The organism is Neorhizobium sp. P1_A6 (assembly GCF_056406795.1).
On sequence record NZ_JBFTZM010000011.1, the window covers coordinates 74,683 to 98,803 of the forward strand.

22 protein-coding genes are annotated in these 24,121 nt (G+C 62.9%); 10 read left to right on the forward strand and 12 right to left on the reverse strand.

Annotation, left to right across the window (positions count from 1 at the left end):
• Positions 1–9: 9 nt before the first annotated feature.
• The 4 genes from ppdK to AC1D3C_RS21395 form a co-directional block, all read right to left on the reverse strand.
• Entirely contained in the window at positions 10–2,682 is a 2,673-nt protein-coding gene (gene ppdK / locus AC1D3C_RS21380) for a pyruvate, phosphate dikinase (protein WP_477484245.1), read from the reverse strand.
• Between the two features lie 442 nt (positions 2,683–3,124).
• Positions 3,125–6,586, reverse strand: coding sequence for a chromosome segregation SMC family protein (locus AC1D3C_RS21385; protein ID WP_477484246.1), 3,462 nt, complete (start codon positions 6,584–6,586; stop codon positions 3,125–3,127).
• Between the two features lie 36 nt (positions 6,587–6,622).
• Positions 6,623–7,327 carry a DsbA family protein gene (locus tag AC1D3C_RS21390; RefSeq protein ID WP_477484247.1) on the reverse strand — a complete coding sequence of 235 codons (705 nt, stop codon included), beginning with the start codon at positions 7,325–7,327 and terminating at the stop codon, positions 6,623–6,625.
• A gap of 144 nt (positions 7,328–7,471) precedes the next feature.
• On the reverse strand, positions 7,472–7,975 hold the full coding sequence (locus AC1D3C_RS21395) for a DUF721 domain-containing protein (protein ID WP_037084405.1): 504 nt from the start codon (positions 7,973–7,975) through the stop codon (positions 7,472–7,474).
• Positions 7,976–8,062: 87 nt separating this feature from the next.
• On the opposite strand from AC1D3C_RS21395, the gene mutY reads away from it, so the two are divergent.
• Positions 8,063–9,148, forward strand: coding sequence for an A/G-specific adenine glycosylase (gene mutY / locus AC1D3C_RS21400; RefSeq protein WP_477484248.1), 1,086 nt, complete (start codon positions 8,063–8,065; stop codon positions 9,146–9,148).
• An 18-nt stretch (positions 9,149–9,166) separates the two neighbouring features.
• Complete coding sequence (locus tag AC1D3C_RS21405; protein ID WP_477484249.1) at positions 9,167–9,781, forward strand: HAD family hydrolase; 615 nt, start codon at positions 9,167–9,169, stop codon at positions 9,779–9,781.
• Between the two features lie 25 nt (positions 9,782–9,806).
• On the opposite strand, the gene AC1D3C_RS21410 is transcribed toward AC1D3C_RS21405, so the two are convergent.
• Positions 9,807–10,586, reverse strand: coding sequence for a S24 family peptidase (locus AC1D3C_RS21410; RefSeq protein WP_477484250.1), 780 nt, complete (start codon positions 10,584–10,586; stop codon positions 9,807–9,809).
• 244 nt (positions 10,587–10,830) lie between these two features.
• Complete coding sequence (locus AC1D3C_RS21415; RefSeq protein WP_477484251.1) at positions 10,831–11,961, reverse strand: DNA methyltransferase; 1,131 nt, start codon at positions 11,959–11,961, stop codon at positions 10,831–10,833.
• A 182-nt stretch (positions 11,962–12,143) separates the two neighbouring features.
• On the opposite strand from AC1D3C_RS21415, the gene AC1D3C_RS21420 reads away from it, so the two are divergent.
• The gene (locus AC1D3C_RS21420; RefSeq protein ID WP_105401947.1) at positions 12,144–12,338 is read left to right on the forward strand and encodes a hypothetical protein; all 195 of its coding nucleotides are present in this window, start codon (positions 12,144–12,146) and stop codon (positions 12,336–12,338) included.
• Positions 12,335–12,787 carry a hypothetical protein gene (locus AC1D3C_RS21425; protein WP_477484252.1) on the forward strand — a complete coding sequence of 151 codons (453 nt, stop codon included), beginning with the start codon at positions 12,335–12,337 and terminating at the stop codon, positions 12,785–12,787. The genes AC1D3C_RS21420 and AC1D3C_RS21425 overlap by 4 nt, the downstream gene beginning before the upstream one ends.
• Positions 12,788–12,791: 4 nt before the next feature.
• Here AC1D3C_RS21425 and AC1D3C_RS21430 read toward each other — a convergent pair whose 3' ends face one another.
• Complete coding sequence (locus AC1D3C_RS21430) at positions 12,792–13,139, reverse strand: antibiotic biosynthesis monooxygenase family protein (protein ID WP_477484253.1); 348 nt, start codon at positions 13,137–13,139, stop codon at positions 12,792–12,794.
• Positions 13,136–13,465 carry an NIPSNAP family protein gene (locus tag AC1D3C_RS21435; RefSeq protein ID WP_210010954.1) on the reverse strand — a complete coding sequence of 110 codons (330 nt, stop codon included), beginning with the start codon at positions 13,463–13,465 and terminating at the stop codon, positions 13,136–13,138. Before AC1D3C_RS21435 ends, AC1D3C_RS21430 begins: the two co-directional genes overlap by 4 nt.
• A 73-nt stretch (positions 13,466–13,538) precedes the next feature.
• Here AC1D3C_RS21435 and AC1D3C_RS21440 point away from each other — a divergent pair, with 73 nt between their 5' ends.
• Positions 13,539–14,222, forward strand: coding sequence for an ArsR/SmtB family transcription factor (locus tag AC1D3C_RS21440; protein ID WP_477484254.1), 684 nt, complete (start codon positions 13,539–13,541; stop codon positions 14,220–14,222).
• On the opposite strand, the gene AC1D3C_RS21445 is transcribed toward AC1D3C_RS21440, so the two are convergent.
• The 3 genes from AC1D3C_RS21445 to AC1D3C_RS21455 all read right to left on the reverse strand — a co-directional run bounded on the left by AC1D3C_RS21445 (position 14,173) and on the right by AC1D3C_RS21455 (position 16,086).
• Positions 14,173–14,643, reverse strand: coding sequence for a DUF1284 domain-containing protein (locus AC1D3C_RS21445; protein WP_477484255.1), 471 nt, complete (start codon positions 14,641–14,643; stop codon positions 14,173–14,175). The genes AC1D3C_RS21440 and AC1D3C_RS21445 overlap by 50 nt on opposite strands.
• Positions 14,640–15,227: a biotin transporter BioY gene (locus AC1D3C_RS21450; RefSeq protein WP_477484256.1), complete on the reverse strand. Its 588-nt coding sequence runs from the start codon at positions 15,225–15,227 to the stop codon at positions 14,640–14,642. The genes AC1D3C_RS21445 and AC1D3C_RS21450 overlap by 4 nt, the downstream gene beginning before the upstream one ends.
• Positions 15,228–15,417: 190 nt before the next feature.
• Complete coding sequence (locus tag AC1D3C_RS21455; RefSeq protein WP_477484257.1) at positions 15,418–16,086, reverse strand: GntR family transcriptional regulator; 669 nt, start codon at positions 16,084–16,086, stop codon at positions 15,418–15,420.
• 149 nt (positions 16,087–16,235) lie between these two features.
• Here AC1D3C_RS21455 and AC1D3C_RS21460 point away from each other — a divergent pair, with 149 nt between their 5' ends.
• Complete coding sequence (locus AC1D3C_RS21460; protein WP_477484258.1) at positions 16,236–16,925, forward strand: HAD family hydrolase; 690 nt, start codon at positions 16,236–16,238, stop codon at positions 16,923–16,925.
• Between the two features lie 40 nt (positions 16,926–16,965).
• Here the strand turns inward: AC1D3C_RS21460 and AC1D3C_RS21465 are convergent, their stop codons facing one another.
• Positions 16,966–17,535, reverse strand: a complete 570-nt coding sequence (locus AC1D3C_RS21465) for a PilZ domain-containing protein (protein ID WP_477484343.1) — start codon at positions 17,533–17,535, stop codon at positions 16,966–16,968.
• A 126-nt stretch (positions 17,536–17,661) separates the two neighbouring features.
• Here AC1D3C_RS21465 and thrC point away from each other — a divergent pair, with 126 nt between their 5' ends.
• From thrC to AC1D3C_RS21485, 4 genes are read left to right on the forward strand one after another with little or no spacing between them, the layout of a single operon-like run.
• A complete protein-coding gene (gene thrC / locus AC1D3C_RS21470) occupies positions 17,662–19,065 on the forward strand; it encodes a threonine synthase (RefSeq protein ID WP_477484259.1) in 1,404 nt (467 codons plus the stop codon).
• A gap of 33 nt (positions 19,066–19,098) precedes the next feature.
• Entirely contained in the window at positions 19,099–20,397 is a 1,299-nt protein-coding gene (locus AC1D3C_RS21475; RefSeq protein ID WP_038584335.1) for a M16 family metallopeptidase, read from the forward strand.
• Between the two features lie 30 nt (positions 20,398–20,427).
• On the forward strand, positions 20,428–21,039 hold the full coding sequence (locus AC1D3C_RS21480) for a GNAT family N-acetyltransferase (RefSeq protein ID WP_038540698.1): 612 nt from the start codon (positions 20,428–20,430) through the stop codon (positions 21,037–21,039).
• Positions 21,036–23,948: an EAL domain-containing protein gene (locus AC1D3C_RS21485; protein ID WP_477484260.1), complete on the forward strand. Its 2,913-nt coding sequence runs from the start codon at positions 21,036–21,038 to the stop codon at positions 23,946–23,948. The genes AC1D3C_RS21480 and AC1D3C_RS21485 overlap by 4 nt, the downstream gene beginning before the upstream one ends.
• Positions 23,949–24,121 lie beyond the last annotated feature (173 nt).

Genomic DNA, 24,121 nt, shown 5'->3' on the forward strand with positions numbered 1-24,121 from the left:
TACGGGCACTCATCCCCTCCTCCTTTCGATCGCCGCCTGGGCCGCCGCAAGGCGGGCGATCGGTACGCGGAAGGGCGAGCAGGAGACGTAGTCGAGGTCGGCATTCTCGCAGAAGCGGATCGAGGCGGGATCACCGCCGTGTTCGCCGCAGATGCCGAGCTTCAGGTCGTTGCGGGTCCGGCGGCCGCGTTCGGCGGCCATCTGGATGAGTTCGCCGACACCGTCGAAATCGAGCGAGATGAACGGGTCGTGCTCGATGATGCCCTTCTTCTGGTAGGTCGGGATGAAAGCGGCCGCATCGTCGCGCGACATGCCGAAGGTCGTCTGGGTCAGGTCATTGGTGCCGAAGGAGAAGAATTCGGCCGTCTCGGCGATGACATGGGCGCGGATGGCGGCGCGCGGCAGCTCGATCATCGTGCCGGCGAGATAAGCGATCGGCACGCCGGTCTCCTTAGCGACATCCTCAGCGACGCGGTCGATGACGCCCTTCACGTAATCCAGTTCCTTGCGCAGGCTGACGAGCGGCACCATGATTTCCAGTTCGACCGGTTCGCCGGTCGACTTGCCGGCCTCGACCGCCGCCTCGAAAATGGCGCGCGCCTGCATTTCGGCAATTTCAGGATAGGAGATCGCCAGCCGGCAGCCGCGATGGCCGAGCATCGGGTTGAATTCGTGGATGGCGTCGATGCGGCGGGCGAGGAAGGCCGGCGGCATTGCCATCGCCTTGGCGACCTCGGCGATCTCTGCTTCCGTCTTCGGCAGGAATTCGTGCAGCGGCGGATCGAGCAGGCGGATCGTCACCGGCAGGCCGTGCATGATCGAGAACAGTTCGATAAAATCCGAGCGTTGCATCGGCAGGAGTTTTCCGAGCGCCTCGCGACGGCCCTTCTCGTCTTCGGCAAGGATCATCTCGCGCATGACGTGAATGCGGTCGCCCTCGAAGAACATGTGCTCGGTGCGGCAGAGGCCGATGCCTTCGGCCCCGAAGGAACGGGCGGCGCGGGCATCCTGCGGGGTGTCGGCATTGGTGCGCACGGTCATGCGGCGGGTCTTGTCGGCCCAGGCCATCAGCTTGCCGAAATCGCCCGACAGTGCCGGCTGGATCATCGACACGGCGCCCTTCAGCACCTGGCCGGACGAACCGTCTATCGTCACCGTGTCGCCGCGCTTCAGCGTCATCCCGCCGCTTCCGATCAGGAGTTCGTTGCGCATGTCGACGCGCATCGAGCCGGCACCGACGACGCAGGGAATACCCATGCCGCGGGCAACGACGGCCGCATGGCTGGTCATGCCGCCGCGGGTGGTGAGGATGCCTTCAGCGGCGTGCATGCCGTGGATGTCTTCCGGGCTCGTTTCGATGCGCACCAGGATGACCTTGCGGCCTTCGTGCTCCGCCTCGACCGCCTCCTCGGCGGTAAAGACGATCTCGCCGGTCGCAGCGCCGGGGGAAGCCGGCAGGCCGGACCCGACCACGTGGCGCTCGACGCGCGGATCGATGGTCGGGTGGAGAAGCTGGTCGAGCGAGGGCGGCTCGATGCGGCAGACGGCCTCTTCCTCGGTGATGACGCCTTCCTCCACCATGTCGACGGCGATCTTCATCGCCGCGCGGGTGGTGCGCTTGCCGGAACGTGTTTGCAACATCCATAGCTTGCCGCGCTCGATGGTGAATTCGAGGTCTTGCATGTCGCGGTAATGGATTTCCAGCCGGTCGCAAATCGCCTTGAATGCGGCAAACGCCTCCGGCATCAGCTTTTCCATCGACGGCTTTTCCGAGCCGGAGGCGATACGCCCCTCTTCGGTGATCGATTGCGGCGTGCGGATGCCGGCGACGACATCCTCGCCTTGGGCATTGACCAGAAATTCGCCGTAGAGCTCCCGTTCGCCGGTCGAGGGGTTGCGGGTGAAGGCGACGCCGGTCGCAGACGACGAGCCGAGATTGCCGAACACCATGGTCTGGACGTTGACCGCCGTGCCCCATTCCTCCGGAATGCGGTGAAGCATGCGGTAGGTCACGGCGCGCGGGTTCATCCAGCTCGAAAAGACGGCGCGGATGGCGCCCCAGAGCTGCACATGCGGATCCTGCGGAAAGCTGGTGTCCAGCTCGTCCTCGATCATCCTCTTGTAGAGGCTGACGATATGCTGCCACTCGACCGCCGAAAGATCGGTGTCGTAGTCGTGGCCGAGGCGGGCTTTTTCGTCTTCCAGGATCTCTTCGAAGATCTCGTGGTCGAGGCCCATGACCACATCCGCATACATCTGGATGAAGCGGCGGTAACTGTCCCAGGCAAAGCGCGCATCGCCGGCATCGTGCCCGAGCGCCTGCACGGTCTCGTCGTTGAGGCCGAGGTTGAGGACGGTGTCCATCATGCCCGGCATCGAGGCGCGGGCGCCGGAGCGCACCGACAGCAGCAGAGGCTTGACCTTGCCGCCGAAGACGCGTCCGGTCTGGCCTTCGATGACGGTTATCCCTTCGAGGACCTGCGTCTTCAGGTCATCGGGAATGGTTCTGTTGTTGTTGAAATAGAAAACGCAGGCATCGGCGACGATGGTCAGTCCCGGAGGAACGGGCAGGCCGAGGCTTGCCATCTCGGCGAGATTGGCGCCCTTGCCGCCCAGCCGCTCGACATCCGCGGCGCGGCCCTCCGCCTCGCCGCCGCCGAAGCGATAGACCCATTTCGACATTGCTGCTCTCCACCCGTCGCAGTCTTTTACGCATAACTACAAGTTTTATGACGGTTTGGAAACGGATATGGGCAGGATTATGTTGCGCCGCAACAAAAGCGGTCACATGCGGTTCCGAAACGGGCTTGGGAGCGCTTAAAAACAAAGCTTTGCGGGGCCGGATCACAGGCGGCCCCGCAAAGCTTTCCGCCCAGGACAGGAAACCCGGACGGGGGGTGGGAAACTTTCAAGTCGGACTGCGAAGCGTATGGACGCTCAGGCGCGTTCCAATTCCACAGTCAACAAAACAACAATAATCCGAAAATTACATCCCCCATATGGGTGATTCTACGTAGATGCAGGTAAATTTATACCGGAGACATAAAGCTGAAAATTGATCCTCGTCAATGACTGGCAAAAATCATGTGCGACGGAACGGTCAACCCGCCTCAACCGGACCCGCTCAGCTCGCCTCGCGCAGCAGTTCCGCGGTCTGCAGATCGACGGAAACGAGCTGGGAAACGCCCTGTTCAGCCATTGTCACGCCGAAAAGACGGTTCATGCGGGCCATGGTGATGGGATTGTGGGTAATGATGATGAAGCGAGTTTCGGTGGAGGCCGCCATCTCGTCCATCAGATTGCAATAGCGTTCCACATTGTGGTCATCCAGCGGCGCATCCACCTCGTCCAGCACGCAGATGGGCGCCGGGTTGGTGAGGAAGACGGCGAAGATCAGCGCCATCGCCGTCAGCGCCTGCTCGCCGCCTGACAGGAGCGTCATGGTCTGCGGCTTCTTGCCGGGCGGGCGGGCGAGGATTTCGAGGCCCGCCTCGAGCGGATCGTCCGATTCGATCAGCTGCAGCTCCGCCGTGCCGCCGCCGAAGAGATGGGTGAAGAGCCGCTGGAACTGCTCGTTGACCACGTCGAAGGCGGCGAGCAGCCGTTCGCGGCCTTCGCGGTTGAGGCTCTGGATCGCGCCGCGCAGCTTGCGGATGGCGTCGATCACGTCGGCGCGCTCGCGCATCAGGTTGTCGAGCTTGTCGGAAAGCTCCTTCTGCTCTTCGTCGGCGCGCAGGTTGACGGCGCCAAGCCGTTCGCGCTCCATGCGCAGGCGATCGACCTCGCGCTCGATCTCGCGGATATCGGGCAGCGTCGAGTCGGGCTTCAGGCCTGCCAGCCGCAGGACCTCGTGCGGCGAGACATTGAGCGTTTCGCGGATGCGGACCTCGCTCTCGTGACGTTTTTCCGCCGCCGAGACCAGGCGCTCCTCGGCACGGCCGCGCTTCTCCCGCGATTCGGCGAGTTCGGACAGGGCAACGACCGCGATCCGATCGGCTTCGCGCTGATAGGTTTCCGCTTCGGTCAGCCGGTCGGCGGCGGCGCGGCGGGCCTCTTCGGCCTTCTGGAGTTCGGTCAGCAACGCACGGCGTTTATCGTCGAATTCCTCGGGCGCGGCTTCGAGATCGGCGATCTCTTCGCGGGCCTCTTCCTCACGTTCTCTGAGGCTCTCGATATGGTCGGCGGCGCTTGCCGCTCGGGCGGTCCAGGAGGCGCGCTCCTGCGCGATCGCGGCAAGGCGCCGCTTGCGGGCCTCGGTCTCGCGGCTCAAGCCCTCGTAACGGGCGCGCGCCTCGGCGAGCAGGCCGCGGTCGGTCGCGACAACCGCCTGCTGATCACGCAGCCGGCTGTCGAGATCGGAAATATCCGGCGCATCCTCGAGTTCGATGCGGGCGTTTTCTTCCTGGACGCCGAGATCCTCGATCTGGGCCGTTACCTGGCTGACCGCCTCGCCTGCCACGTCGCGGCGACGCATCAGGTCGCCGGCGGCGCGTTCGGCAGCGGCCAGCGCATCGCGGGCTTCGGACAGATGGCGGGCGGCGATGCGGGCGCGGTCGCGGGCATCCGTAAGGCGCCGTTCCGCAGCGGAAATTTCCGAGGCGGCGACAGCGAGCGCCACTTCGGTCTCGGAGAGCACGATGCGCGCTTCGTCGATCTCGGCTTCCAACTCAGAGAGGCGGTTCTTCTGGGAGAGCCGCAAGGCGGCGGCACCCGGCGCCTCGGAGCCGGTAACGTGGCCGTCCCAACGATAGACGGCGCCTTCGCGGGTCACCAGGCGTTGGCCGGGCCGCAGCAGGCGCATCATCCGCTGGGCGTCCGCTGCCGCGACGACGCCGATCTGGCCAAGGCTGCGGGACAGCTCCGGCGGCGCGGTAACATGGGCGATCAGCGGCTCAGCACCCTGGGGCAGGCCGGGATCACCGGACCCGTCGCCATTCACCGACCAGTAGGTCGGAGCCGCGGCATCGACCGGGCTGTCGAGATCCTCCCCGAGTGCTGCACCGAGGGCTGCCTCGAAACCGCGATCGACGCGGATCATGTCAGCAACCGCGACGAAATCCCCCGACGTCGCACCGGCTGCGAGCATTTTCGAAATGGTACGGGCCTCGGTCTCCAGCGCATTGAGCGCCGAGCGGGCCGCTTCCACCGGACCACGCGCCAAAAGCTCGGCGGAGCGCGCGGCAGAAAGTGCGGCTTCCACGTCCTCGGCAGCGATCGTCGCATCCTCGACGGCGATTTCCGCCGCTTCGACCGCGTCGCGCCTTTCGGCCGGGTCGTCGAGGCCGGAGAGACGCTCGTTGATGGCATCGAGTTCGTTCGTCGCATCGCCAAGCTGCCGGTCGAGGCGCTGGCGGCGCTCGGTCAGATCGCGGATCAGCCGTTCGAGCTGGTTACGGCCGGCGGCGGCCTCGGCGCGCTCGGCGGTGATTGCCGAAAACAGCGCTTCGCTCGTCGCCAGCGATGCGGCGGCGGCCTCGAAGGTCTCGCGCATCTCCTCGGCTTCGGCACCGGTATCGGCGAGCATATCGTTGAGCTCGGCCTCTTCCTCGCCAAGCTTTTCAAGGAAGGACATATTGTCGGCGGCGAGCCGCTCCTCGCGGCTGATATCCTCGCCCAGCTGGACGAGCCGGCGGGTCAGTTCGTCGCGGCGCTTTAGCAGGCGGTTTGCCTCGTCCTCCAGCTGGCCGCGGGCGATCTGCAGGCGCTGCAGGGCGGCACCTGCCTTCGCCTCCTCCTCGCGCAGTTCAGGCAGCTTGAGGCTGGCGATCGCCTGGTTCTTGGCGGCCTCCATCTGACCTTGAGCCTTTTCGGCGACTACGCTGGTCACCTGGTTGAGAGCGCTTTCCGCCTCGCCTTCCGCCTCCTTGGCCTGAACCCAGCGGATATGCAGCAACATCGCCTCGCGGGCTCGGATATCGGCCGACAGGGTCTTGAAACGGTTGGCTTGCCGGGCCTGGCGCTTGAGGCTCTCGATCTGGCTTTCGAGCTGCGAGAGCACGTCGTCCAGTCGTTCGAGATTGCCTTCGGCGGCCCGCAGCCGCAGTTCCGCCTCGTGGCGGCGCGAATGCAGGCCGGAAATGCCAGCGGCTTCTTCCAGGAGCTGGCGGCGTGCCTGGGGTTTTGCCTGGATCAGTTCGCCGATGCGGCCCTGCCCGACCATGGACGGCGAGCGGGCGCCGGTCGAGGCATCGGCAAACAGCAGCTGCACATCTTTGGCACGGGCTTCCTTGCCGTTGATGCGGTAGACGGACCCAGATTCGCGCTCGATGCGGCGGGTTACCTGGATCTCGTCGGAATCGTTGAAGGCAGCAGGCGCCGTGCGGTCGGAATTGTCGAGATAAAGGCCGACTTCGGCCGTATTGCGGGCTGGCCGGTTGCCGGAGCCCGAGAAGATCACGTCGTCCATGCCGGACGCGCGCATGTTCTTGTAGGAGTTTTCCCCCATCACCCAGCGCAGCGCTTCGACAAGGTTCGACTTGCCGCAGCCGTTCGGGCCGACCACACCGGTCAGCCCGCGCTCGATGATGAATTCCGTCGGTTCGACGAAAGACTTGAATCCGAGAACGCGCAGCTTGTTGAACTTCATGCCGCGCCCCTCACCTTCCCTTTAAGGAAGGTGTGCTCACAACAAGCTGTCGATGAGCTTGGACATGGATTCAACCGACATATCTCCCGAATACTTCTTGCCGTTGATCAGGAAAGTCGGCGTGGAATTGACGCCAAATTCGTCCGCAGCCCTCTTCACGACAGCATTCACTTCATCGAGAAGCTTCTGGTTCGTCAAGCAGGCCTCGAAAGTCTGCTGTGAGTAACCTGCCAGTTTGACCGTCTGGAGCAGCGCATTGCGCACATTTCCGTCCGCCGGCGACGCCCAGCCGCGCTGCTGCTTGAAGAGCATCGAGACCATCGGGAAATACTGGGCCGGCGTCGAAAGCTCCGCGGCGTTCTGCGGGCTGCAGCGGGCCAGCATGAAAGCGGCGGTCGCAACCGGATCGAACGGGAATTCGCGGATGATGAAGCGCACCTTGCCGCTGTCGATATACTTGGTCTTGATCGTGTCGAAGGTCTTGTTGTGGAAGTTGGCGCAATGCGGGCAGGTCATCGACATGTATTCGATGATTGTGACCTTGGCCTTTTCGTCGCCCAGCGCCATTTCCGGCAGCGGGCCCGGCTTCAGTGCAGCGGCCATGTCCACGTCGCCCTGGGATTCCGGCATTTCCTGCGCAAAGGCTTCGGAAGCGCCGAGCGGCAGCGCCAGGCAAAGGGCGGTTACAGCCACTCCGCCGAGAAGCGTGCGCCTGGTCATGGTCATTTCGTTCATCTGCATGGAACACCCGTGTGCGAGAAATCTTCAATAAAGGTGACATTCCGTATCGCGGCGCCCCAGCGCGAACAAGCTGTCGATAAGCAAATCTCTTCAAAGAATTGTGACAAATCGGAGGTCTATCAAGAGGATCGGCAGGTTTATCTCTCAGACTTTGCGTTTCTGCTGCAGAACGGCGGTGCCAAGCCTTGCTACCGCCTTCTTCAGCGCCTCGCTTTCGATGCCTTCCATCATGGTTTCCAGCCGCTTGGCGGCCTCGCCCTTCAAAGGCGGCGGCTTGCGGGGATGCTTGAAGGTCTGGGATACCGGTTTCTGGACGATGCGGATCTGGCGCACGGCCGGGAAACCGAAAAAGCCGTTGATGCGGGCGATCAGTTCGCCCTGGGCATGGGTGAGGAAAAGAGCGCGCGCCCCTTCGCAGGCGATCGTCAGCACACCGGCCTGATGACCGCCGCCCGAACCGGTGCCCTCGTCGCGGCGCGGCCAGGCGATCTTTTCCGGTCGGGTGCAATCGGCAAAGTCCTCGCCGGCGATCTCGTCCCAGGAGCCGAGCAGCGCCGTCGATATGCCGGCGCGGCGGGCGAGCACCGGATCGATGATGCCGTTGGCGATTTCCGATATCTGCAGCTCGCGTTTCTTGGGATAACTCATGACGCCCGCCATTGCGGCACCGGCAGGCCTTGATGCCGGCGCACTATTCCCACAACTATACGCCATCTCTTCCCATTACGGCAAACGATGCTCCAGACGATCAACATCACCCATGCGCAGAAGCTTCTGACCTGGTACGACCGGCATCACCGCGAGCTTCCATGGCGGGTGAGCCCGGCCGCGGCAAAGGCCGGAAAACGAGCCGATCCTTACCACGTCTGGCTTTCGGAAGTGATGCTGCAGCAGACCACCGTGCAGGCGGTGAAACCCTATTTCGCCAAATTCCTGACGCTCTGGCCCAAAGTGACCGACCTTGCCGCAGCACCGGTCGAGGACGTGATGGCAGCCTGGGCGGGGCTTGGTTATTACGCACGCGCCCGCAACCTGAAAAAATGCGCCGAAGCGGTTGCGGCCGAGCATGGTGGTGTGTTTCCCGACACGGAGGAAGGCCTGCGAGCGCTTCCCGGCATCGGCGACTATACGTCAGCCGCCGTTTCGGCCATCGCCTTCAACCGCCAGTCCGCCGTCATGGACGGCAATGTCGAGCGAGTGATTTCGCGGCTCTATGCCATCGACGCGCCGCTTCCGGGCTCGAAGCCGGCGATGAAGACAAGGGTTGCTGAACTGACGCCCACTGAACGGCCCGGCGACTTCGCGCAGGCGATGATGGATCTCGGCGCGACGATCTGCACCCCGAAACGGCCGGCCTGTGCGCTCTGTCCCTTCCGCGACGACTGTCTGGCCTTTGCAGAACGCGACCCGGAGCGGTTTCCGGTAAAGGCAGCAAAGAAGGAAAAGCCGGTGCGGCTTGGCGCGGTGTTCATCGCTGTGACATCGGAGGGCGAAGTGCTGCTCAGGCGGCGGATCGACAGCGGCCTCCTCGGCGGCATGACCGAAGTGCCGACCACAGCCTGGACGTCGCGCATCGACGGCGGGACGACGACGGAGCACGCCCCCTTCCCGGCAGCATGGGAAGCGTCCGGCACCGTCACCCATGTCTTCACCCATTTCGAACTGAGGCTCTCGGTCTTCCGGGCGAAGACCGAGAGGGTCGCCACCGCCGACGGATGGTGGGAACCGGTCACAAATCTCGAGGCCCAGGCCTTGCCGACGGTGATGAAAAAAGCGATCACCCAGGCTATTCCGCTGGCCTTCGAAAAATCCCCGAACTGATATTCCCAGGACATGTTCATGGCAGCCAAGATCGACCACATCGTCTTCGACATCGGCAAGGTGCTGATCCATTACGATCCGAACCTTCCCTATGCCCGCGTCATCCCGGACGAGGAGGAACGCAGATGGTTTTTTGAGAACGTCTGCACCCATGAATGGAACCTGGAACAGGATCGCGGCCGCAAGTGGGAAGATGCCGAGGCGCTGCTAGTCGAGCAGTATCCGGAACGCGAGGAACAGATCCGCGCCTTCCGCAAATGCTGGCACGAAATGGTGCCGCATGCCTATGACGGCTCGGTCGCGATCATGGAAGGCCTGATCGACAAGGGCCGCGACGTGACGATGCTGACCAATTTCGCCGCCGACACGTTCGCCGAGGCTAGGCAGATCTTCCCCTTTCTCAACAGACCGCGCGGCGTCACCGTGTCTGGAGAGATCGGCCTGATCAAACCGGACATGGAGATCTACGAAAAGCACGCCCGCGACTTCGGCCTGGTTCCGGAAGCCTCGATCTTCATCGACGACAGCCAGGCGAACGTTGAAGGCGCGCGCGCGGCTGGCTGGCAGGCGGTGCATTTCAAGGATGCCGAGACGCTGCGCCAAGACCTGATCGCCCACGGTATCGAGATATAAGGACTTTGGGCTGACGCCGCCGGATCTACAGGACCCGGCTTACGGCGCAGACGCGGCCGACGACCTTCAGATCGGACAAACTGTCCTTGAGGACATGCTGCGGGCGATAGCGTTCCAGATTGTCCGGCAGCAGTTCGAGGCTGCCGTTGGCAAACCGTTGCACCCGCCGCGCGATCAGTTCCGCGCCGGTATCGAACAGGTAGACGCGCCCGTCTTCCAACTTTCGGTCGCTGGTATCGACGAACATCGGGACGCCGTCGACGATCGTCGGAGACATGCTATCGCCGCTTGCGGGCACGACCCGCATGTTTTCCGGTTCGGCCGAAAGTTTGGCCCAAAAACCTCGGGGGATGGCCGCCCATGTGGTGTCGTGCGGTTCGAGCGGGGGCTGCCCGGTCGCCTCGTTTTCATAAGCCGGGATGACGATACGATCGGCGAGATCCCAGACCGGGCTCGGCTCGGAAAATCCGGCCGGCTGGTTTTCCGGCGCCGCGAAATGGACGACGCCTTCTTCCACCGACCAAACGCTGCCGAGATATTCGATCGGCACGTCGGCCAGTTCCGCCATCATGTTGAGCGTGCTGTGGCGCGGCTCGGTCTTGCCGTGCCGGTAGTTGTCGAGGGTGTTGTCGTTGAGGCCCAGCGCATCGACGACCCGCAGGCGACCGCCGGCCAGTTCGCAGAGGATCAGCATCTTCAGCGCCACGGCCTGGCGCGCGGCATCCCTGCCCTCCCAGCTTGGAGAGAACCGCGCCAACGCACGCTCGATCCGGTGGCGCAGCTCGCCATTGACAGGCATGGACATTCTAAAAAACGCTAACCTGGAAATTCGTTCAACCTGATACAACCTACGATATCAAGCGCAGGTGACGGCGGGAATACCGGAAATTTCGCAAAGTCGAGTTTGGCCGGGCGGCAGTGACCGTCAGCGCGACGCCAAAAAAGAAATGGCGCCCGGGATCAGCCTTCCCGGGCGCCAATTATCCTCGTCCGGGACTAGAGGTACGAAACCGGACGAGGCATTCGGTCGATGTGGCGGGACCGGTGGATCAATCCATTTTCGCCATATCGTTTCGGATCACGGATCGCAGTTCGTCGATGGGCTTGAGGGATTTGCCATCGTCGAAATGCCAGAAAGTCCATCCGTTGCATGCATCAAGGCCCTGCACTTTCGCGCCGAGGCGATGAATGGAACCGGCGTCGCCATTTGCCGAGAGCGTGCCGTCGGCGCGGATGATCGCGCTGTGGCGGCGCTTCGCATCGGTCAGGACCTGACCGGGCTTGACGAGACCGCTTTCGACCAGGGTGTTGAAGGCGACACGGGGTTCGGCCTTCTTGCCGGTCATGACCGTCAGTTCCGCCTTGCCGAGCGGTTCGACGGAGGCGATGCGCTCGGAAGCCGCATCGATGTAATCCTGCTCGCGCTCGATGCCGACGAAATTGCGGCCGAGGCGTTTTGCGACGGCGCCGGTCGTGCCGGTGCCGAAGAAGGGATCGAGAATGATGTCGCCGGGCTTGGTCGAGGCCATGATCACACGGGCAAGCAGCGCTTCCGGCTTCTGGGTCGGATGGACCTTCTTGCCGTCATCGCCCTTCAGGCGTTCGCCGCCGGAGCAGATCGGGAAGAGCCAGTCGGAGCGCATCTGAACGTCGTCGTTGGAGGCCTTCAGCGCATCGTAATTGAAGGTATAGCCCTTCGACTTGGCGTCGCGGCTCGCCCAGATCATCGTTTCATGGGCATTCTGGAACCGGCGGCCCTTGAAGTTCGGCATCGGGTTCACCTTGCGCCAGACGATGTCGTTCAGCAGCCAGAAGTTCAGGTCCTGCATGATCGCGCCGACGCGGAAGATGTTATGGTAGGAGCCGATGACCCAGATCGTGCCATTCGGCTTGAGGACGCGGCGGCAGGCGAGCAGCCAGGCACGGGTGAAGGCGTCATAGACTTCGAAGGAGGCAAACTGGTCCCATTCATCGTCGACAGCATCGACCAGCGACTGGTCGGGACGGTGAAGCGTGCCGCCGAGCTGGAGATTATATGGGGGATCGGCGAAGATCGCATCGACGGAATGATCCGGCAGAGCCTCCAGAGCGGCGACGCAATCGCCCTTGATGATGGAGTTTAGCCAAGTGTCCGGACGGACCTGACGCTTCAGGTCGGCCAGCGGAAGAACTGCTGCCATTTGCTACTCGCTACACTCTACTCGATACGAATTTTTACTGCCTGTTATGGTTACCCATTTTGGTTACCAAAGCCTGAAGCGGCGTGCGGTTTCGGGAAAAATTTTGAGGCGTGGAAAGATGGTGCCGGCTTGATCATTCCGACACATGCCGTATCTTTGGAGAACAATGATGGAGTGCAATCATGCCCACCACAAAGGCATCCGCAAAGCGAGGCGAGCAGCCGACAAGAAGAGTGCTTCTTGCTCGAGAGCTCAGCGATGCGGAAATGGCAGCGATCCGCGCCGCGCAGGTCAAGGCGGACGTGCCCTATAATCTCGACGACCTCGACGACGAAGGCAATCTTGTCTCCCGGAAACCCTCGGATCGGGCGCGTTGAAAATCCCTCTTTCGGCGCCAGTCGGTAGCATTGTCGCCTACGAATATCTCTGGCATTCCCAATCCGGAACAAGGGACGACGGTGAGAAAACGCGCCCTGCGATTATCGTCTTGTCCGCCGTCCGCGATGGAAGCAAAGAGATCGTCTATTGCCTCGGCATCTCGCATAGCGAACCGAAATCTCACCAACGCGCATTACCTCTGCCAACAAAGCTGCTGAGGTATCTCGGCCTCTCGGAGGAGCCGTCCTGGGCTTATACCGACCAGTTGAATGTCTTCATCTGGCCGGGTCCCGATTTACGTCCCGCTTCATGGCTGTCGAGCCGACCGCACACCGACGACAGCTGTTTGATTGGCCATTTGCCGAGCGACTGGTTCGAGTTGCTCAAGATGCATCTTGGAGAAAGCCGGCAGCTCGGCAAGCTCGCCGCCATCAAACGCAGCGAATAAACATCTAAGCCGCATGCACCTCGCGGCTGTCATTCGGCGCCTCGTCCCTCTCGAACATGCCGTAGTCTCTGACGACGTGGCCGATGCGCAGGCGGTAGTCGGCAAAGATGCCGCCGCGGCCGGCTTTCTGGGCGGCGCGATGGCTTTCGAGGTTGCGCCACGCCTTGACCGCCTCCTCGTCCCGCCAGAACGACAGGGAGAGGATTTTTCCGCGCAGGGTGAGGCTTTCGAAACGCTCGATCGAGATGAAGCCGTCGATGGTTTCCAGTTCGGACCTGAGTTCGCCGGCAAGGTCGAGATATTTGTGGCGCTCGCCCATATAGGGGATGACTTCGAAGATAACGGCGATCATGGCTTTACCAAAGCTCCATGCGGCATGGAGACGTTCTTGAGGAAGATCCGGTCCTCCTTAAGGATGAAACGCTCGCGCTTCGAGAACGCATAGTTTTCCTGCCCCAGCGGATCGGCCATCAGCCGGGCGCGATAGGTCTCGTAAGCGGCGAGGCTGTCGATATTGTAGACGCCGTAGGCCGTCGTCGCCGAACCCTCGTGGGGGCCGAAATAACCGATCAGATCGGCGCCGCAGCGCGGGATCGCCTGGCCCCAGTTGCGGGCATACTCAGTGAACTCATCTTTTTTGAACGGGTCGATTTCGTAGCGGATGAAACAGGTGATCATGACTTCGTCTCCTTGTGTTGTGGAGATGTTTTGCCATATTGCCAGACGAAGATGCTTCGGTTACGGTCGAAGTATGAAAGAAGGTCCAGACATTGCCCGCATCGGGATGCTGTTCGGCGATCCCGCCCGCGCCAACATGCTGACTGCCTTGATGGGCGGCCAGGCGCTGACGGCGACCGAGCTTGCGCAAGCCGCCGGCGTGACGGTGCAGACGGCGAGTTCGCATCTCTCCAAGCTCGAGGAAGGCGGCATTCTCGCCCAGCGCAAGCAGGGCCGGCATCGTTATTTCACGCTTGCAGATGCCGCCGCCGGCACGTTGCTCGAAAACATCATGGGGTTTGCGGCAAGCCGAGGCCACCTGCGCCACCGGCCGGGGCCGAAGGATCCGGAACTGCGCAAGGCGCGCGTCTGTTACGATCATCTTGCCGGAGATTACGGGGTGAGGATGCTCGACAGTTTCGTCGCCCGCGGCGCGATCGAGAGCGATGGCGACAACTTGACGATGACCGAGGACGGCCGCGCGGAACTCGGCACGCTCGGCATCGATGTGGCATCGCTCACATCCAATCGCCGGCCGCTCTGCAAATCCTGCCTCGACTGGAGCGAGCGGCGCTCGCATCTGGCCGGCACGCTCGGCAAGGCGCTGCTTGCCCATTTCCTCGAAAACGGATGGGCACGGCGCAGTGACGAGAGCCGCGCGGTGCTGTTCACGCCGGATGGGGAACGGAAGTTTCTTTCGCTGTTTCCGGCGGGCTGAACGTCATGACCAGCGCGCCTGCATAATCTTCTGCCGCGATGCGATCGCAAAGGCTGCTCCATTCACAGCCCGTGCAAGCGCGGCGGGTCACGCCGGCAGAGAAGGCGCGGCGCAGTTTCTCGAACAGCGCCTGATCGGGTGTGATCACCGAACCGGTCTCAAGCTCCCGCCCAAGCAGGCGGGCAATATCCGCCAGCGCCGCGGCATCGCGGCCGGCAACCGAAGCAGCGAAACAATGCGCATCTTCGTCCGAGAGAAGCGGGGCGCAGATATCATCGGGACCGGAGACGATCTCGACCGGCTCGCCAGCAGAAAGCCGGCCGGCGAGACGACGATAATTGGCGACGAAGGCCGGGCTGTAGCCCTCGCCGACAAAGGTCAGCATGCAGAGAAGATGATGCGGCCGCAGCCTCACCGTCACTCTGCCGCGGCGCGATTGCGGGAGGCGACGGCGGCAAGGGCGGCTGCCGCCAGGCCCGATTTCAGCGCAGCGCCGACGATGAACGGACTAACACCGGCCCAGAACGCCTTTTCAGCGCCGATCAGTGCCGCGAGCCAGGCCCAGCCGAGCGCAAGGCATAGCAGGTTTGCGATCAGATGCGCCGAGAAGCTGGCGAGGATGCGGCGCCCGCTCCAGCCACGTTCGGCAAGCCAGCCGGCAACGGCCGCAATCACCGGAAAGGAAAAGAGATAACCGGCGGTCGGCCCTGCGAACACGGCAATACTGCCCGCCCCACCCGCGAGCACCGGCGCTCCAAGTGCTGCTTCTCCAAGCCAAGCAAGCACCGTCAAGGCGCCGAGCCGCCAGCCGTAAAGCGTGCCGATCATGGTCACGGCAAAGGTCTGCATGGTGATCGGCACCGGAACCATCGGCACGGCGATCCGGGACGCGATCGCCAGCACCAGCGTGCCCGCAAGCACGAACAGGATTTTGGCGGGCAAGGACCGCTCGACAAGCCGAAAGGGATCGAAAACAAGCGTCTGGGGGGAATTAATCAGGGACATCGGGCTCTCCTTCTCAAATTATAGATAATTTTGATTCCCATCTATTTTATGAGGCGAATTTTTGACAGAGGCAAGGGGCACGGTGCCGAGTACACAGCGGGCGCAGAGGAAACGATGGCACATCTCGGCCAAAACATACCTATAGAGCCGGTTTCCGCGGAAATAAATTATCTATAATTTTTGGAAATGATCAGCCGACGATGGCGAAAGTCTCGCGCGCGGCACCAGTCTTGGCCGGTTGTGGGCCACGGCCGATCCATTGCACGTGCTTCTGCAGGATGGCGGCGGCCTCGTCGATCTTGCCCTGCCTGAGCGCGGCGAGAATGGCGCGATGGTCGTGGTCGGTGCGCTTTTCCCAGCCGGACTGCCAGGCGGAAAACAGGAACCTGGCGCTTGCGGCATGCAGGTCGTCGATCGAGGCGAGCAGGCGCTTCATGCCGCAGGGGGCGAGAATCAGCCGATGGAAGCGGCGGTTCGCCTCTTCCCAGGCATGCACGTCGGCGGCGGCATCGCCTTGCCTCGCCGCCTCCTCCGCCGCGTCCAGAATGGCGGGGGTCAGGTGGCGGGCGGCGTGGCGGAGGGCCAGCACTTCAAGCACGGCGCGCATTTCCGCCACTTCGCGGACTTCGGCGAGATCGAAGGAGGCGACCCGCACGCCGCGGCGCGGCTCGCTGATCGCCAGGCCCTGCGCTTCCAACCGGCGGAATGCCTCGCGCACCGGCACGTGGCTGGTCTCGAATTCCTCGGCGATATGATCCTGGCGAAGGCGGGCACCGGGGGCGAGCTCGCCACGCACGATGCGGTCGGCAAGCACGCGGCTGATGCGGCTGGCGATGGTGTCTTCCGGTTCCTTGCCCATCAGCGTTCCTTAGTGCGCCGTTTTCCGCTTGTCGAGAGCCGCCCGCTCCGCTTGTCCCAGCCATGCGTGACGGTTGGTTGAGGTTTGTCCTGCCATCGTATAAAAGGCCGCCTCACCCTCCATGCAAGGCCCATAAAAGGCATTCCCCCATGAGCAGCTTCGACCTCATCATCTTCGATTGCGACGGCGTGCTCGTCGATTCAGAAATCATCGCGGCGCAGGTGGAATCCAGGCTGCTGACCGAAGCGGGTTATCCGATCAGCGTCGAGGAAATGGGCGAGCGCTTCGCCGGCATGACCTGGAAGAACATTCTCCTGACAGTGGAGAAGGAAGCCGATATTCCCCTGTCGGCCTCGCTGCTCGACAAGTCCGAGACGCTGCTCGATGCGCGGCTTGCCCGCGACGTGAAGATCATCGACGGCGTAAAGTTCGCGCTGGCAAGGCTGACGACGCAACGCTGCATCTGCTCCAATTCAAGCACCCACCGCCTCGATGTGATGCTCGAAAAGGTCGGTCTGAAACCTTATTTCGCGCCGCATATCTATTCGGCCAAGGATCTCGGGCCGGATCGGGTGAAGCCGAAGCCGGATATCTTCCTGCATGCGGCCGAGCAGTTCAAAGTCTCGCCGGAGAAGTGCCTGGTGATCGAGGATTCCACCCATGGCGTCCATGGCGCCAAGGCGGCCGGCATGCGCGTCATCGGCTTTACCGGCGCATCGCATACCTATCCGAGCCATGCCGACCGGCTGACCGATGCGGGTGCCGAAACGGTGATCTCGCGAATGATGGATCTGCCGGCGGTCATCGCCGCCCTCGGCGAATGGGCCGGGGCGCTCTGAGCGCCCCGATCGGGTCTTTCCAGATTGGTTCCGGCCTCGATTATTTCCGGCGGACCGGCTTCTTGGCCGGGCCGGTGTCGAAGCCGAGGCGGACGCGGGTGAAGCGCGAGGCGCCGCCTTGCGCGTTCGGGATCTGTACATCTGCCTTGTTGAAGATGAACTGGGTGCCGCCGGCCGGCATGTCGACCGGGAAAACTACCTTCTGCGAATAGATGACGCTGTCACCGTCCACGACTTCGACAAGGATCGGCAGGGTAATCTTGCCGGGTACGCCGACCGGGCCCTGCACGAGGCGCCCTTGCGCCACGACGTTGATGGTCAGCGTCGTCTCATTGGCGGTGCACTGGCGCGTCGCGTCGGCAAGCGACGCCTGGTAGAGCAGTTGTTCCGGCTTGTTTTCGCCGCCGCGCGCATAGGCGCGGTGAATGGCGGTCTGTTCCAGCATCACGACCGGTGGGCAGAACGCCTGCACGACGGGAGTTGCTGCCTCAGCGGCGGGGGCGGCGGTAGCGGTCGGGGTCAGCCCCTCTGTCGGCGCCGAGGAATTGCAGCTTGCGAGAACCGCTACGAGCGATACCGCCAGAAGACCACGCGAAATCTTTGCAAACACCGTACTCAACCCTCTTCCATCCCACTATCCGGGCAACATCGAAGCGAACCGGAGCTTCACTTTCCGGTCTTTCACCGCCCATTTTCCTGGTCTATATCAGCGGCGCGAATAAAAATCGATTGGGGATTGAAGGTCGTGGACTACATTTCTACCCGGGGCGAAGCTGCCCCTCTCGGATTCCGCGATGCGCTGATGGCGGGACTTGCCCGCGATGGCGGCCTTTACGTGCCACGCCAATGGCCTTCGCTCTCCAAAAAGGAGATCCGCGCCCTGCGCGGCAAGACCTATCAGGAGGTCGCCTTCGAGATCCTCAAGCACTTCGTCGGCGACGAAATCCCCGCCGAAAAGCTGAAAGGCATGATCGACGAGGCTTATGCCACGTTCCGGCATCCGGCCGTCGTGCCGCTGGTGCAGACGGGACCGAACGATTTCGTGCTCGAACTCTTTCACGGCACGACGCTCGCCTTCAAGGACGTGGCGATGCAGCTGCTCGCCCGGCTGATGGATTATGTGCTCGCCGAGCGCGGCGAGCGGGCGACGATCGTCGGCGCGACGTCGGGCGATACCGGCGGCGCGGCGATCGACGCATTCGCGGGCCGCGAGCGCACCGACATCTTCATCCTTTTCCCGCATGGCAAAGTCTCGCCCGTGCAGCAGCGGCAGATGACGACCTCCAGTGCCGCCAACGTGCATGCACTGGCGCTGAAGGGCAATTTCGACGACTGCCAGAACATCGTCAAGGAGATGTTCAACGACGTCGCCTTCCGCGACAGGGTGAGGCTGTCGGGCGTCAACTCGATCAACTGGGCGCGGATCATGGCGCAGGTGGTCTATTATTTCACCGCCGCAGTTTCGCTCGGCGGGCCGGACCGGAAAATCTCCTTCACCGTTCCGACCGGTAATTTCGGCGATATCTTCGCCGGTTATGTGGCCAAGAAGATGGGCCTGCCGATCGACCGGCTGGTGATCGCTACCAATGACAACGACATTCTTGCCCGGACGCTGAAGACTGGGCGCTACGAGATGCGCGACGTCAAGGCAACCACCTCGCCTTCGATGGACATCCAGATCTCGTCCAATTTCGAGCGGCTGCTGTTCGAGGCCTATGGCCGCGACGCCGCTTCGGTGCGTGCTGCGATGGCCGGGCTGAAGCAATCCGGCAGCTTCGAGATCAAGCCGGAGGCGCTAAAAGCCGTCCGCCGCGAGTTCCGTGCCGGGCGGGCGACGGAGCGGCAGGTTGCCGCGACCATCCGCGAGACGCTTGCCGAGACCGGTTACCTGCTCGACCCGCATACGGCGACCGGCGTTTTCGTCGCGAAAAAGAACGCAAAGCCGGCGAGCCCGATGGTGACGCTTGCGACCGCCCACCCGGCCAAATTTCCGGCCTCGGTAAAATCCGCTTGCGGAATTGATCCGGCGCTTCCATCATGGCTTGCTGATCTTATGCAAAGGGAGGAGCGCTTCGATATCTTGGAGCCTGAGCTTAAGTCCGTCGAAACTTTCATCGGCGAGCATGCCCGCGCTAAGTAAGTAAGGTATCGGCGGCGCCGGAAAGACGTAAACATGAATGTAGAAATCACCCGGCTCGCCTCCGGGTTGACGGTCGTCACCGAAACCATGCCGCATCTGGAGAGCGTCGCGCTGGGTGTCTGGATCAAGTCCGGATCGCGTAACGAGACCGAGGACGAACACGGGATCGCCCATCTCCTCGAGCACATGGCCTTCAAGGGCACCGCCCGCCGCAGCGCCCGCGACATCGCAGAGGAAATCGAGAATGTCGGCGGCGAGCTCAACGCCGCGACATCCACCGAAACCACCTCCTATTACGCCCGCGTGCTCAGGGACCATGTCCCGCTGGCGGTCGATATCCTTGCCGACATCCTGACGGAATCAGCCTTCGACGAGGAAGAACTGCGTCGCGAAAAGCACGTCATCCTGCAGGAGATCGGCGCGGCCAACGACACGCCCGACGACGTTGTGTTCGACAAGTTTTCCGAGGTCGCCTATCGGGGCCAGACGATCGGCCGGCCGATCCTCGGCACGCCGGATACGGTCAAGGGGTTCACCCCGGGGCAGATCCGCAACTATCTTTCGCGCAATTACACGACGGACCGGATGTTCGTGGTCGCCGCCGGCGCCGTCGATCATGCGACGTTCACCAAGCAGGTGGAAGAGCGCTTCGCCAGCCTGCCGATGACCCCGAGTTCGCCGCCCGTGCTCGAAACCGCCCGCTATATCGGCGGCGACGTGCGCGAAACACGCGACCTGATGGACGCGCAGGTTCTGCTCGGTTTCGAGGGCAAGGCCTATCATATGCGCGACTTCTACTGTTCGCAGATTCTGGCGAACATCCTCGGTGGCGGCATGTCCTCGCGCCTGTTCCAGGAAGTGCGCGAGCACCGCGGCCTCTGCTATTCGGTCTATGCCTTCCACTGGGGTTTTTCCGATACCGGCATCTTCGGCATCCACGCGGCAACCGGCGGCAACGAGCTGCCGACGCTGGTGCCAGTCATCATCGACGAGCTGCGAAAGTCTTCGGAAACCATTCATCAGCAGGAAATCGACCGCGCCCGCGCCCAAATCCGCGCCCAGCTTCTGATGGGCCAGGAAAGCCCTGCGGCACGCGCCGGCCAGATCGCGCGCCAGATGATGCTCTACGGACGCCCGATCCCGAACCCGGAAATGATGGAACGGCTGGAAGGGATCACGACGGAGCGGCTCACCGATCTTGCCGGGCGGCTGTTTTTCGATACAGTTCCGACATTATCGGCGGTCGGCCCAATCGAACAGCTTGCACCGTTGAGCGACATCACCACGGCACTTGCCACGCCGGGGATCCAGACCAAGAAGGCTGCCGGTTAAACCGGCCGCCCTGCCCGGAGCAGCACTAGCATGACCAAGTCGGTGTTTCGGTTCCTGTCGCGACAGCCGGACACACCAGAGCTTTATGGCGAAAACCACCTGCTCCGGCTCCCCCGTTATTCCGACTACAAGCAGTGGCAGCGGCTGCGCTCGGAAAGCCGTCCCTTTTTACAGCCCTGGGAGCCGGTCTGGCGGCCGGATGAACTGACCGAAGGATCGTTCCGCCTGCGGGTCGTCAGAAGCGGCCAGGAATATGCCTCGGGCCTTGCCGTGCCGCTGCTTCTCTTCCGCCGCGACGACCAGGTGCTGCTCGGCGGCCTGACCATCGGCTATATCCGCCGCGGTGCGGCGCAGAGCTGCATGGTCGGCTACTGGATGGGCGAGAAACATTCCGGCCAAGGCCATATGTTGGCCGCATTGAAGGTGGCTATCCCGTATATCTACGGCGGACTTCAGTTGCACCGGATCGAGGCAGCCTGTATTCCGGAGAACTGGAAGAGTGTACGGCTTCTCGAAAAGGCCGGTTTCGAGCAGGAAGGTCTTTTGCGCAAGTATCTCAAAATCAATGGCGAATGGCGCGACCACCTGATGTTTTCCCGGCTGCCGGAAGACGGTGAGTTCGGGAAGATGCTGAAGCCATGAGCGCCTCGTTCTTGCGTCTTGCGCCGTTGACCCGATTTATGCCGGCGATCATCGCCCTCCTTGCTGCCGCCATGTTTTTGACGGCGGCGCCGGCTGCGCGCGCCGCCGAACCGGTCAAGATTTCGCGAGACGACACGGCGCTCGACCTCACGAGAACCACGGATATCTACGTCAACCAGGGCGAAGCCTTCCAGGTATCGACGGCCGCCGGCTCGGACGGCATCCGCCGCCGTATCGAGGTGCGTGCCAGCTCCCCCGGCCACCAGGGCGACTGGGCTGTTTTCGCACTTTCCAACGTCTCCGAAGAACAGCTCGAACGGGTGATCGTCGCGCCGCATTTCCGGCTCGCCAATTCGAAAATGTTCTGGCCGGATCTCGGCTCGCAGCGCATCATCTCGATCACGCCTTCGGAAGGTTTTGCGCTCGACCGGATACCGAGCCCGGACGCCGACGTCTTCCGGATCACGCTGAACCCCGGTTCGACCATCACCTTCGTCGCGGAACTGGCGACGCCCTCGCTGCCGCAGATCTATCTCTGGCAGCCGGACGCCTATAAGGACACGGTCAACTCGTTCACCCTCTATCGCGGCATCGTGCTCGGCATTGCCGGCCTTCTGGCGGTGTTCCTGACCATTCTTTTCGTCGTCAAGGGCACCTCGATGTTGCCGGCGGCGGCGGCACTTGCCTGGGCGGTGCTTGCCTATATCTGCGTCGACTTCGGTTTTCTCGACAAGTTGATCACCGTCACGTCGGGCGACCAGCGCATATGGCGCGCGGCGGCGGAAGTGGCGCTCGCCTCCTCGCTTGTGATCTTTCTGTTCACCTATCTCAACCTCAACCGCTGGCATGTGCATCTCGGCTACGCGACGCTTGCCTGGGTGGTCGGCCTGGTGCTGCTCGGTGGCGTCGCGATCTACGATCCGTCAGTCGCGTCGGGCATTGCCCGCCTTTCGTTCGCGCTGACCGGCACGGTCGGCATCCTTTTGATCATCTATCTCGGCTTCAGCCGTTACGACCGGGCGATCCTGCTGGTGCCGACCTGGGCGCTGATCCTCGTCTGGCTGTTCGGCGGCTGGCTGACGGTGACCGGCAGGCTCGACAACGACATCATCCAGCCGGCGCTCGGCGGCGGCCTGGTCCTCATCGTTCTCCTGATCGGCTTCACCGTCATGCAGCATGCCTTTGCCGGTGGCGCCTATCAGCAGGGCCTGTTCTCCGACCTCGAACGGCAATCGCTGGCGCTGACCGGCAGCGGCGATACCGTCTGGGACTGGGACGTGGCCCGCGACCGCGTCGTTACCACGCCCGACATCTCGACCCGCCTCGGGCTCGATTCCGGCGCCATGCACGGGCCGGTGCGCAATTGGGTGCCGCGGCTGCATCCCGACGACCGCGATCGTTTTCGCGCGACGCTGGACGTGCTTCTGGAACACCGCCGCGGCCGGCTGAACCATGAATTCCGCATCCGCGCCGAGGACGGGCATTTCCACTGGCTGCAGATCCGCGCCCGGCCGGTGCTCGGCTCCAACGGCGAAATCATCCGCTGCGTCGGTACGATCATCGACGTCACCGAGCAGAAGAACTCCGTCGAGCGCCTGCTGCAGGATGCGATGCACGACAACCTGACCGGCCTGCCGAACCGCCAGGTCTTCCTCGACCGGCTGCAATCGGTGCTGACGCTGGCGCCCGGCGGCGATACCGTGCGTCCGACTGTGATGGCGATCGACATCGACCGTTACAAGCAGGTCAACGACTCACTCGGGATTGCGGCCGGCGACAATATCCTGATCGCGCTGACCCGGCGCCTGCGCCGCCTGCTGAAGCCGCAGGATACGCTGGCGCGGCTTGCCGGCGACCAGTTCGGACTGATCCTGGTTTCGGAGCGCGATCCCGCCAAGGTGGCGGATTTTGCCGATGCGGTCTCCAAGGCGATCATGGTGCCGATCAACTTCGCCAACCGCGAGATCATCCTCACCGCCTCGATCGGCCTCTCCTCCTGGGTCGACCAGCAGGAAAGTGCTTCGGGCATGCTGGCCGACGCGGAACTTGCCATGTACCGGGCGAAACGCGCCGGCGGCAACCGCGTCGAGCCCTTCCGCCCGGCATTCCGTGCCGCCGGCGCCGACAAGTTGCAGATCGAAACCGACCTTCGCCGGGCCATCGAACGCAAGGAGCTGTTTCTGGCCTATCAGCCGATCATCCGCCTGAAGGACGGCGAGATTGCCGGGTTCGAGGCACTGATGCGCTGGGATCATCCCAAGCGCGGCAGCATTCCGCCGTCGGAATTCATTCCGATTGCCGAAATGTCGGACCTGATCGGCCCACTCGGCCTGTTCGCCATCGACCGTGCCGCCTCGGACCTGATGGTCTGGCAGCAGCAGACAGGCGACCTGCCGGTGTTCGTATCGGTCAACCTGTCGAGCGCGCAGCTGCTCAACGCAGACCTTTATAACGACGTGCGGGCGCTGCTGCAGAAGACCCAGGTCAACCCGGGCCAGCTGAAGCTCGAGCTTACCGAATCACTGATGATGGAGAACCCGGAACAGGCGCGGCTGGTGCTCGGCAAGCTCAAGGAGACGGGCCTCAGCCTGGCGCTCGACGATTTCGGCACCGGCTATTCGTCGCTTGCCTACCTCACGCAGTTCCCCTTCGACACGATCAAGCTCGACAAGGCGCTGGTCCGCAACGCAACGGAAAAGCGGGCCGTGCTGCTGCGCTCCGTGATCGCCATGGCCCGCGCGCTGGAGATGACGGTGGTGGCGGAAGGTGTCGAGACCGACGAGGATGCGGCGGAACTCGCCAAGATGGGCTGCCATTTCGGCCAGAGCTATCTGTTCGGCCCGCCTGCCCCGGCAGACGCCGTGCTCCGGCTTCTGAAAGAGCGCTTTCCGCTGACCAAGCGGGCCTGAAGCGCACTGCGCCTGGATCCGCCGCCCTTCGCGGACCGGTAACTGCATCACAGGATGCATAGCCCCCGGGGCATGAGAAATCCACACACGGCTACTCGGGTCCAGCGAAACCGCTTCGAGGCCTCCTGTTCCCGCTTGACTCATTCATACCTCCTTGGCTATACGTTAATCCA

Bases quoted from the DNA above. Each gene is read 5' to 3' on its own strand.
- ppdK (WP_477484245.1), bottom strand. From the start codon at position 2,682: ATGTCGAAATGGGTCTATCGCTTCGGCGGCGGCGAGGCGGAGGGCCGC.
- AC1D3C_RS21385 (WP_477484246.1), bottom strand. From the start codon at position 6,586: ATGAAGTTCAACAAGCTGCGCGTTCTCGGATTCAAGTCTTTCGTCGAA.
- AC1D3C_RS21390 (WP_477484247.1), bottom strand. From the start codon at position 7,327: ATGCAGATGAACGAAATGACCATGACCAGGCGCACGCTTCTCGGCGGA.
- AC1D3C_RS21395 (WP_037084405.1), bottom strand. From the start codon at position 7,975: ATGAGTTATCCCAAGAAACGCGAGCTGCAGATATCGGAAATCGCCAAC.
- mutY (WP_477484248.1), top strand. From the start codon at position 8,063: ATGCTCCAGACGATCAACATCACCCATGCGCAGAAGCTTCTGACCTGG.
- AC1D3C_RS21405 (WP_477484249.1), top strand. From the start codon at position 9,167: ATGGCAGCCAAGATCGACCACATCGTCTTCGACATCGGCAAGGTGCTG.
- AC1D3C_RS21410 (WP_477484250.1), bottom strand. From the start codon at position 10,586: ATGTCCATGCCTGTCAATGGCGAGCTGCGCCACCGGATCGAGCGTGCG.
- AC1D3C_RS21415 (WP_477484251.1), bottom strand. From the start codon at position 11,961: ATGGCAGCAGTTCTTCCGCTGGCCGACCTGAAGCGTCAGGTCCGTCCG.
- AC1D3C_RS21420 (WP_105401947.1), top strand. From the start codon at position 12,144: ATGCCCACCACAAAGGCATCCGCAAAGCGAGGCGAGCAGCCGACAAGA.
- AC1D3C_RS21430 (WP_477484253.1), bottom strand. From the start codon at position 13,139: ATGATCGCCGTTATCTTCGAAGTCATCCCCTATATGGGCGAGCGCCAC.
- AC1D3C_RS21435 (WP_210010954.1), bottom strand. From the start codon at position 13,465: ATGATCACCTGTTTCATCCGCTACGAAATCGACCCGTTCAAAAAAGAT.
- AC1D3C_RS21440 (WP_477484254.1), top strand. From the start codon at position 13,539: ATGAAAGAAGGTCCAGACATTGCCCGCATCGGGATGCTGTTCGGCGAT.
- AC1D3C_RS21450 (WP_477484256.1), bottom strand. From the start codon at position 15,227: ATGTCCCTGATTAATTCCCCCCAGACGCTTGTTTTCGATCCCTTTCGG.
- AC1D3C_RS21455 (WP_477484257.1), bottom strand. From the start codon at position 16,086: ATGGGCAAGGAACCGGAAGACACCATCGCCAGCCGCATCAGCCGCGTG.
- AC1D3C_RS21460 (WP_477484258.1), top strand. From the start codon at position 16,236: ATGAGCAGCTTCGACCTCATCATCTTCGATTGCGACGGCGTGCTCGTC.
- AC1D3C_RS21475 (WP_038584335.1), top strand. From the start codon at position 19,099: ATGAATGTAGAAATCACCCGGCTCGCCTCCGGGTTGACGGTCGTCACC.
- AC1D3C_RS21480 (WP_038540698.1), top strand. From the start codon at position 20,428: ATGACCAAGTCGGTGTTTCGGTTCCTGTCGCGACAGCCGGACACACCA.
- AC1D3C_RS21485 (WP_477484260.1), top strand. From the start codon at position 21,036: ATGAGCGCCTCGTTCTTGCGTCTTGCGCCGTTGACCCGATTTATGCCG.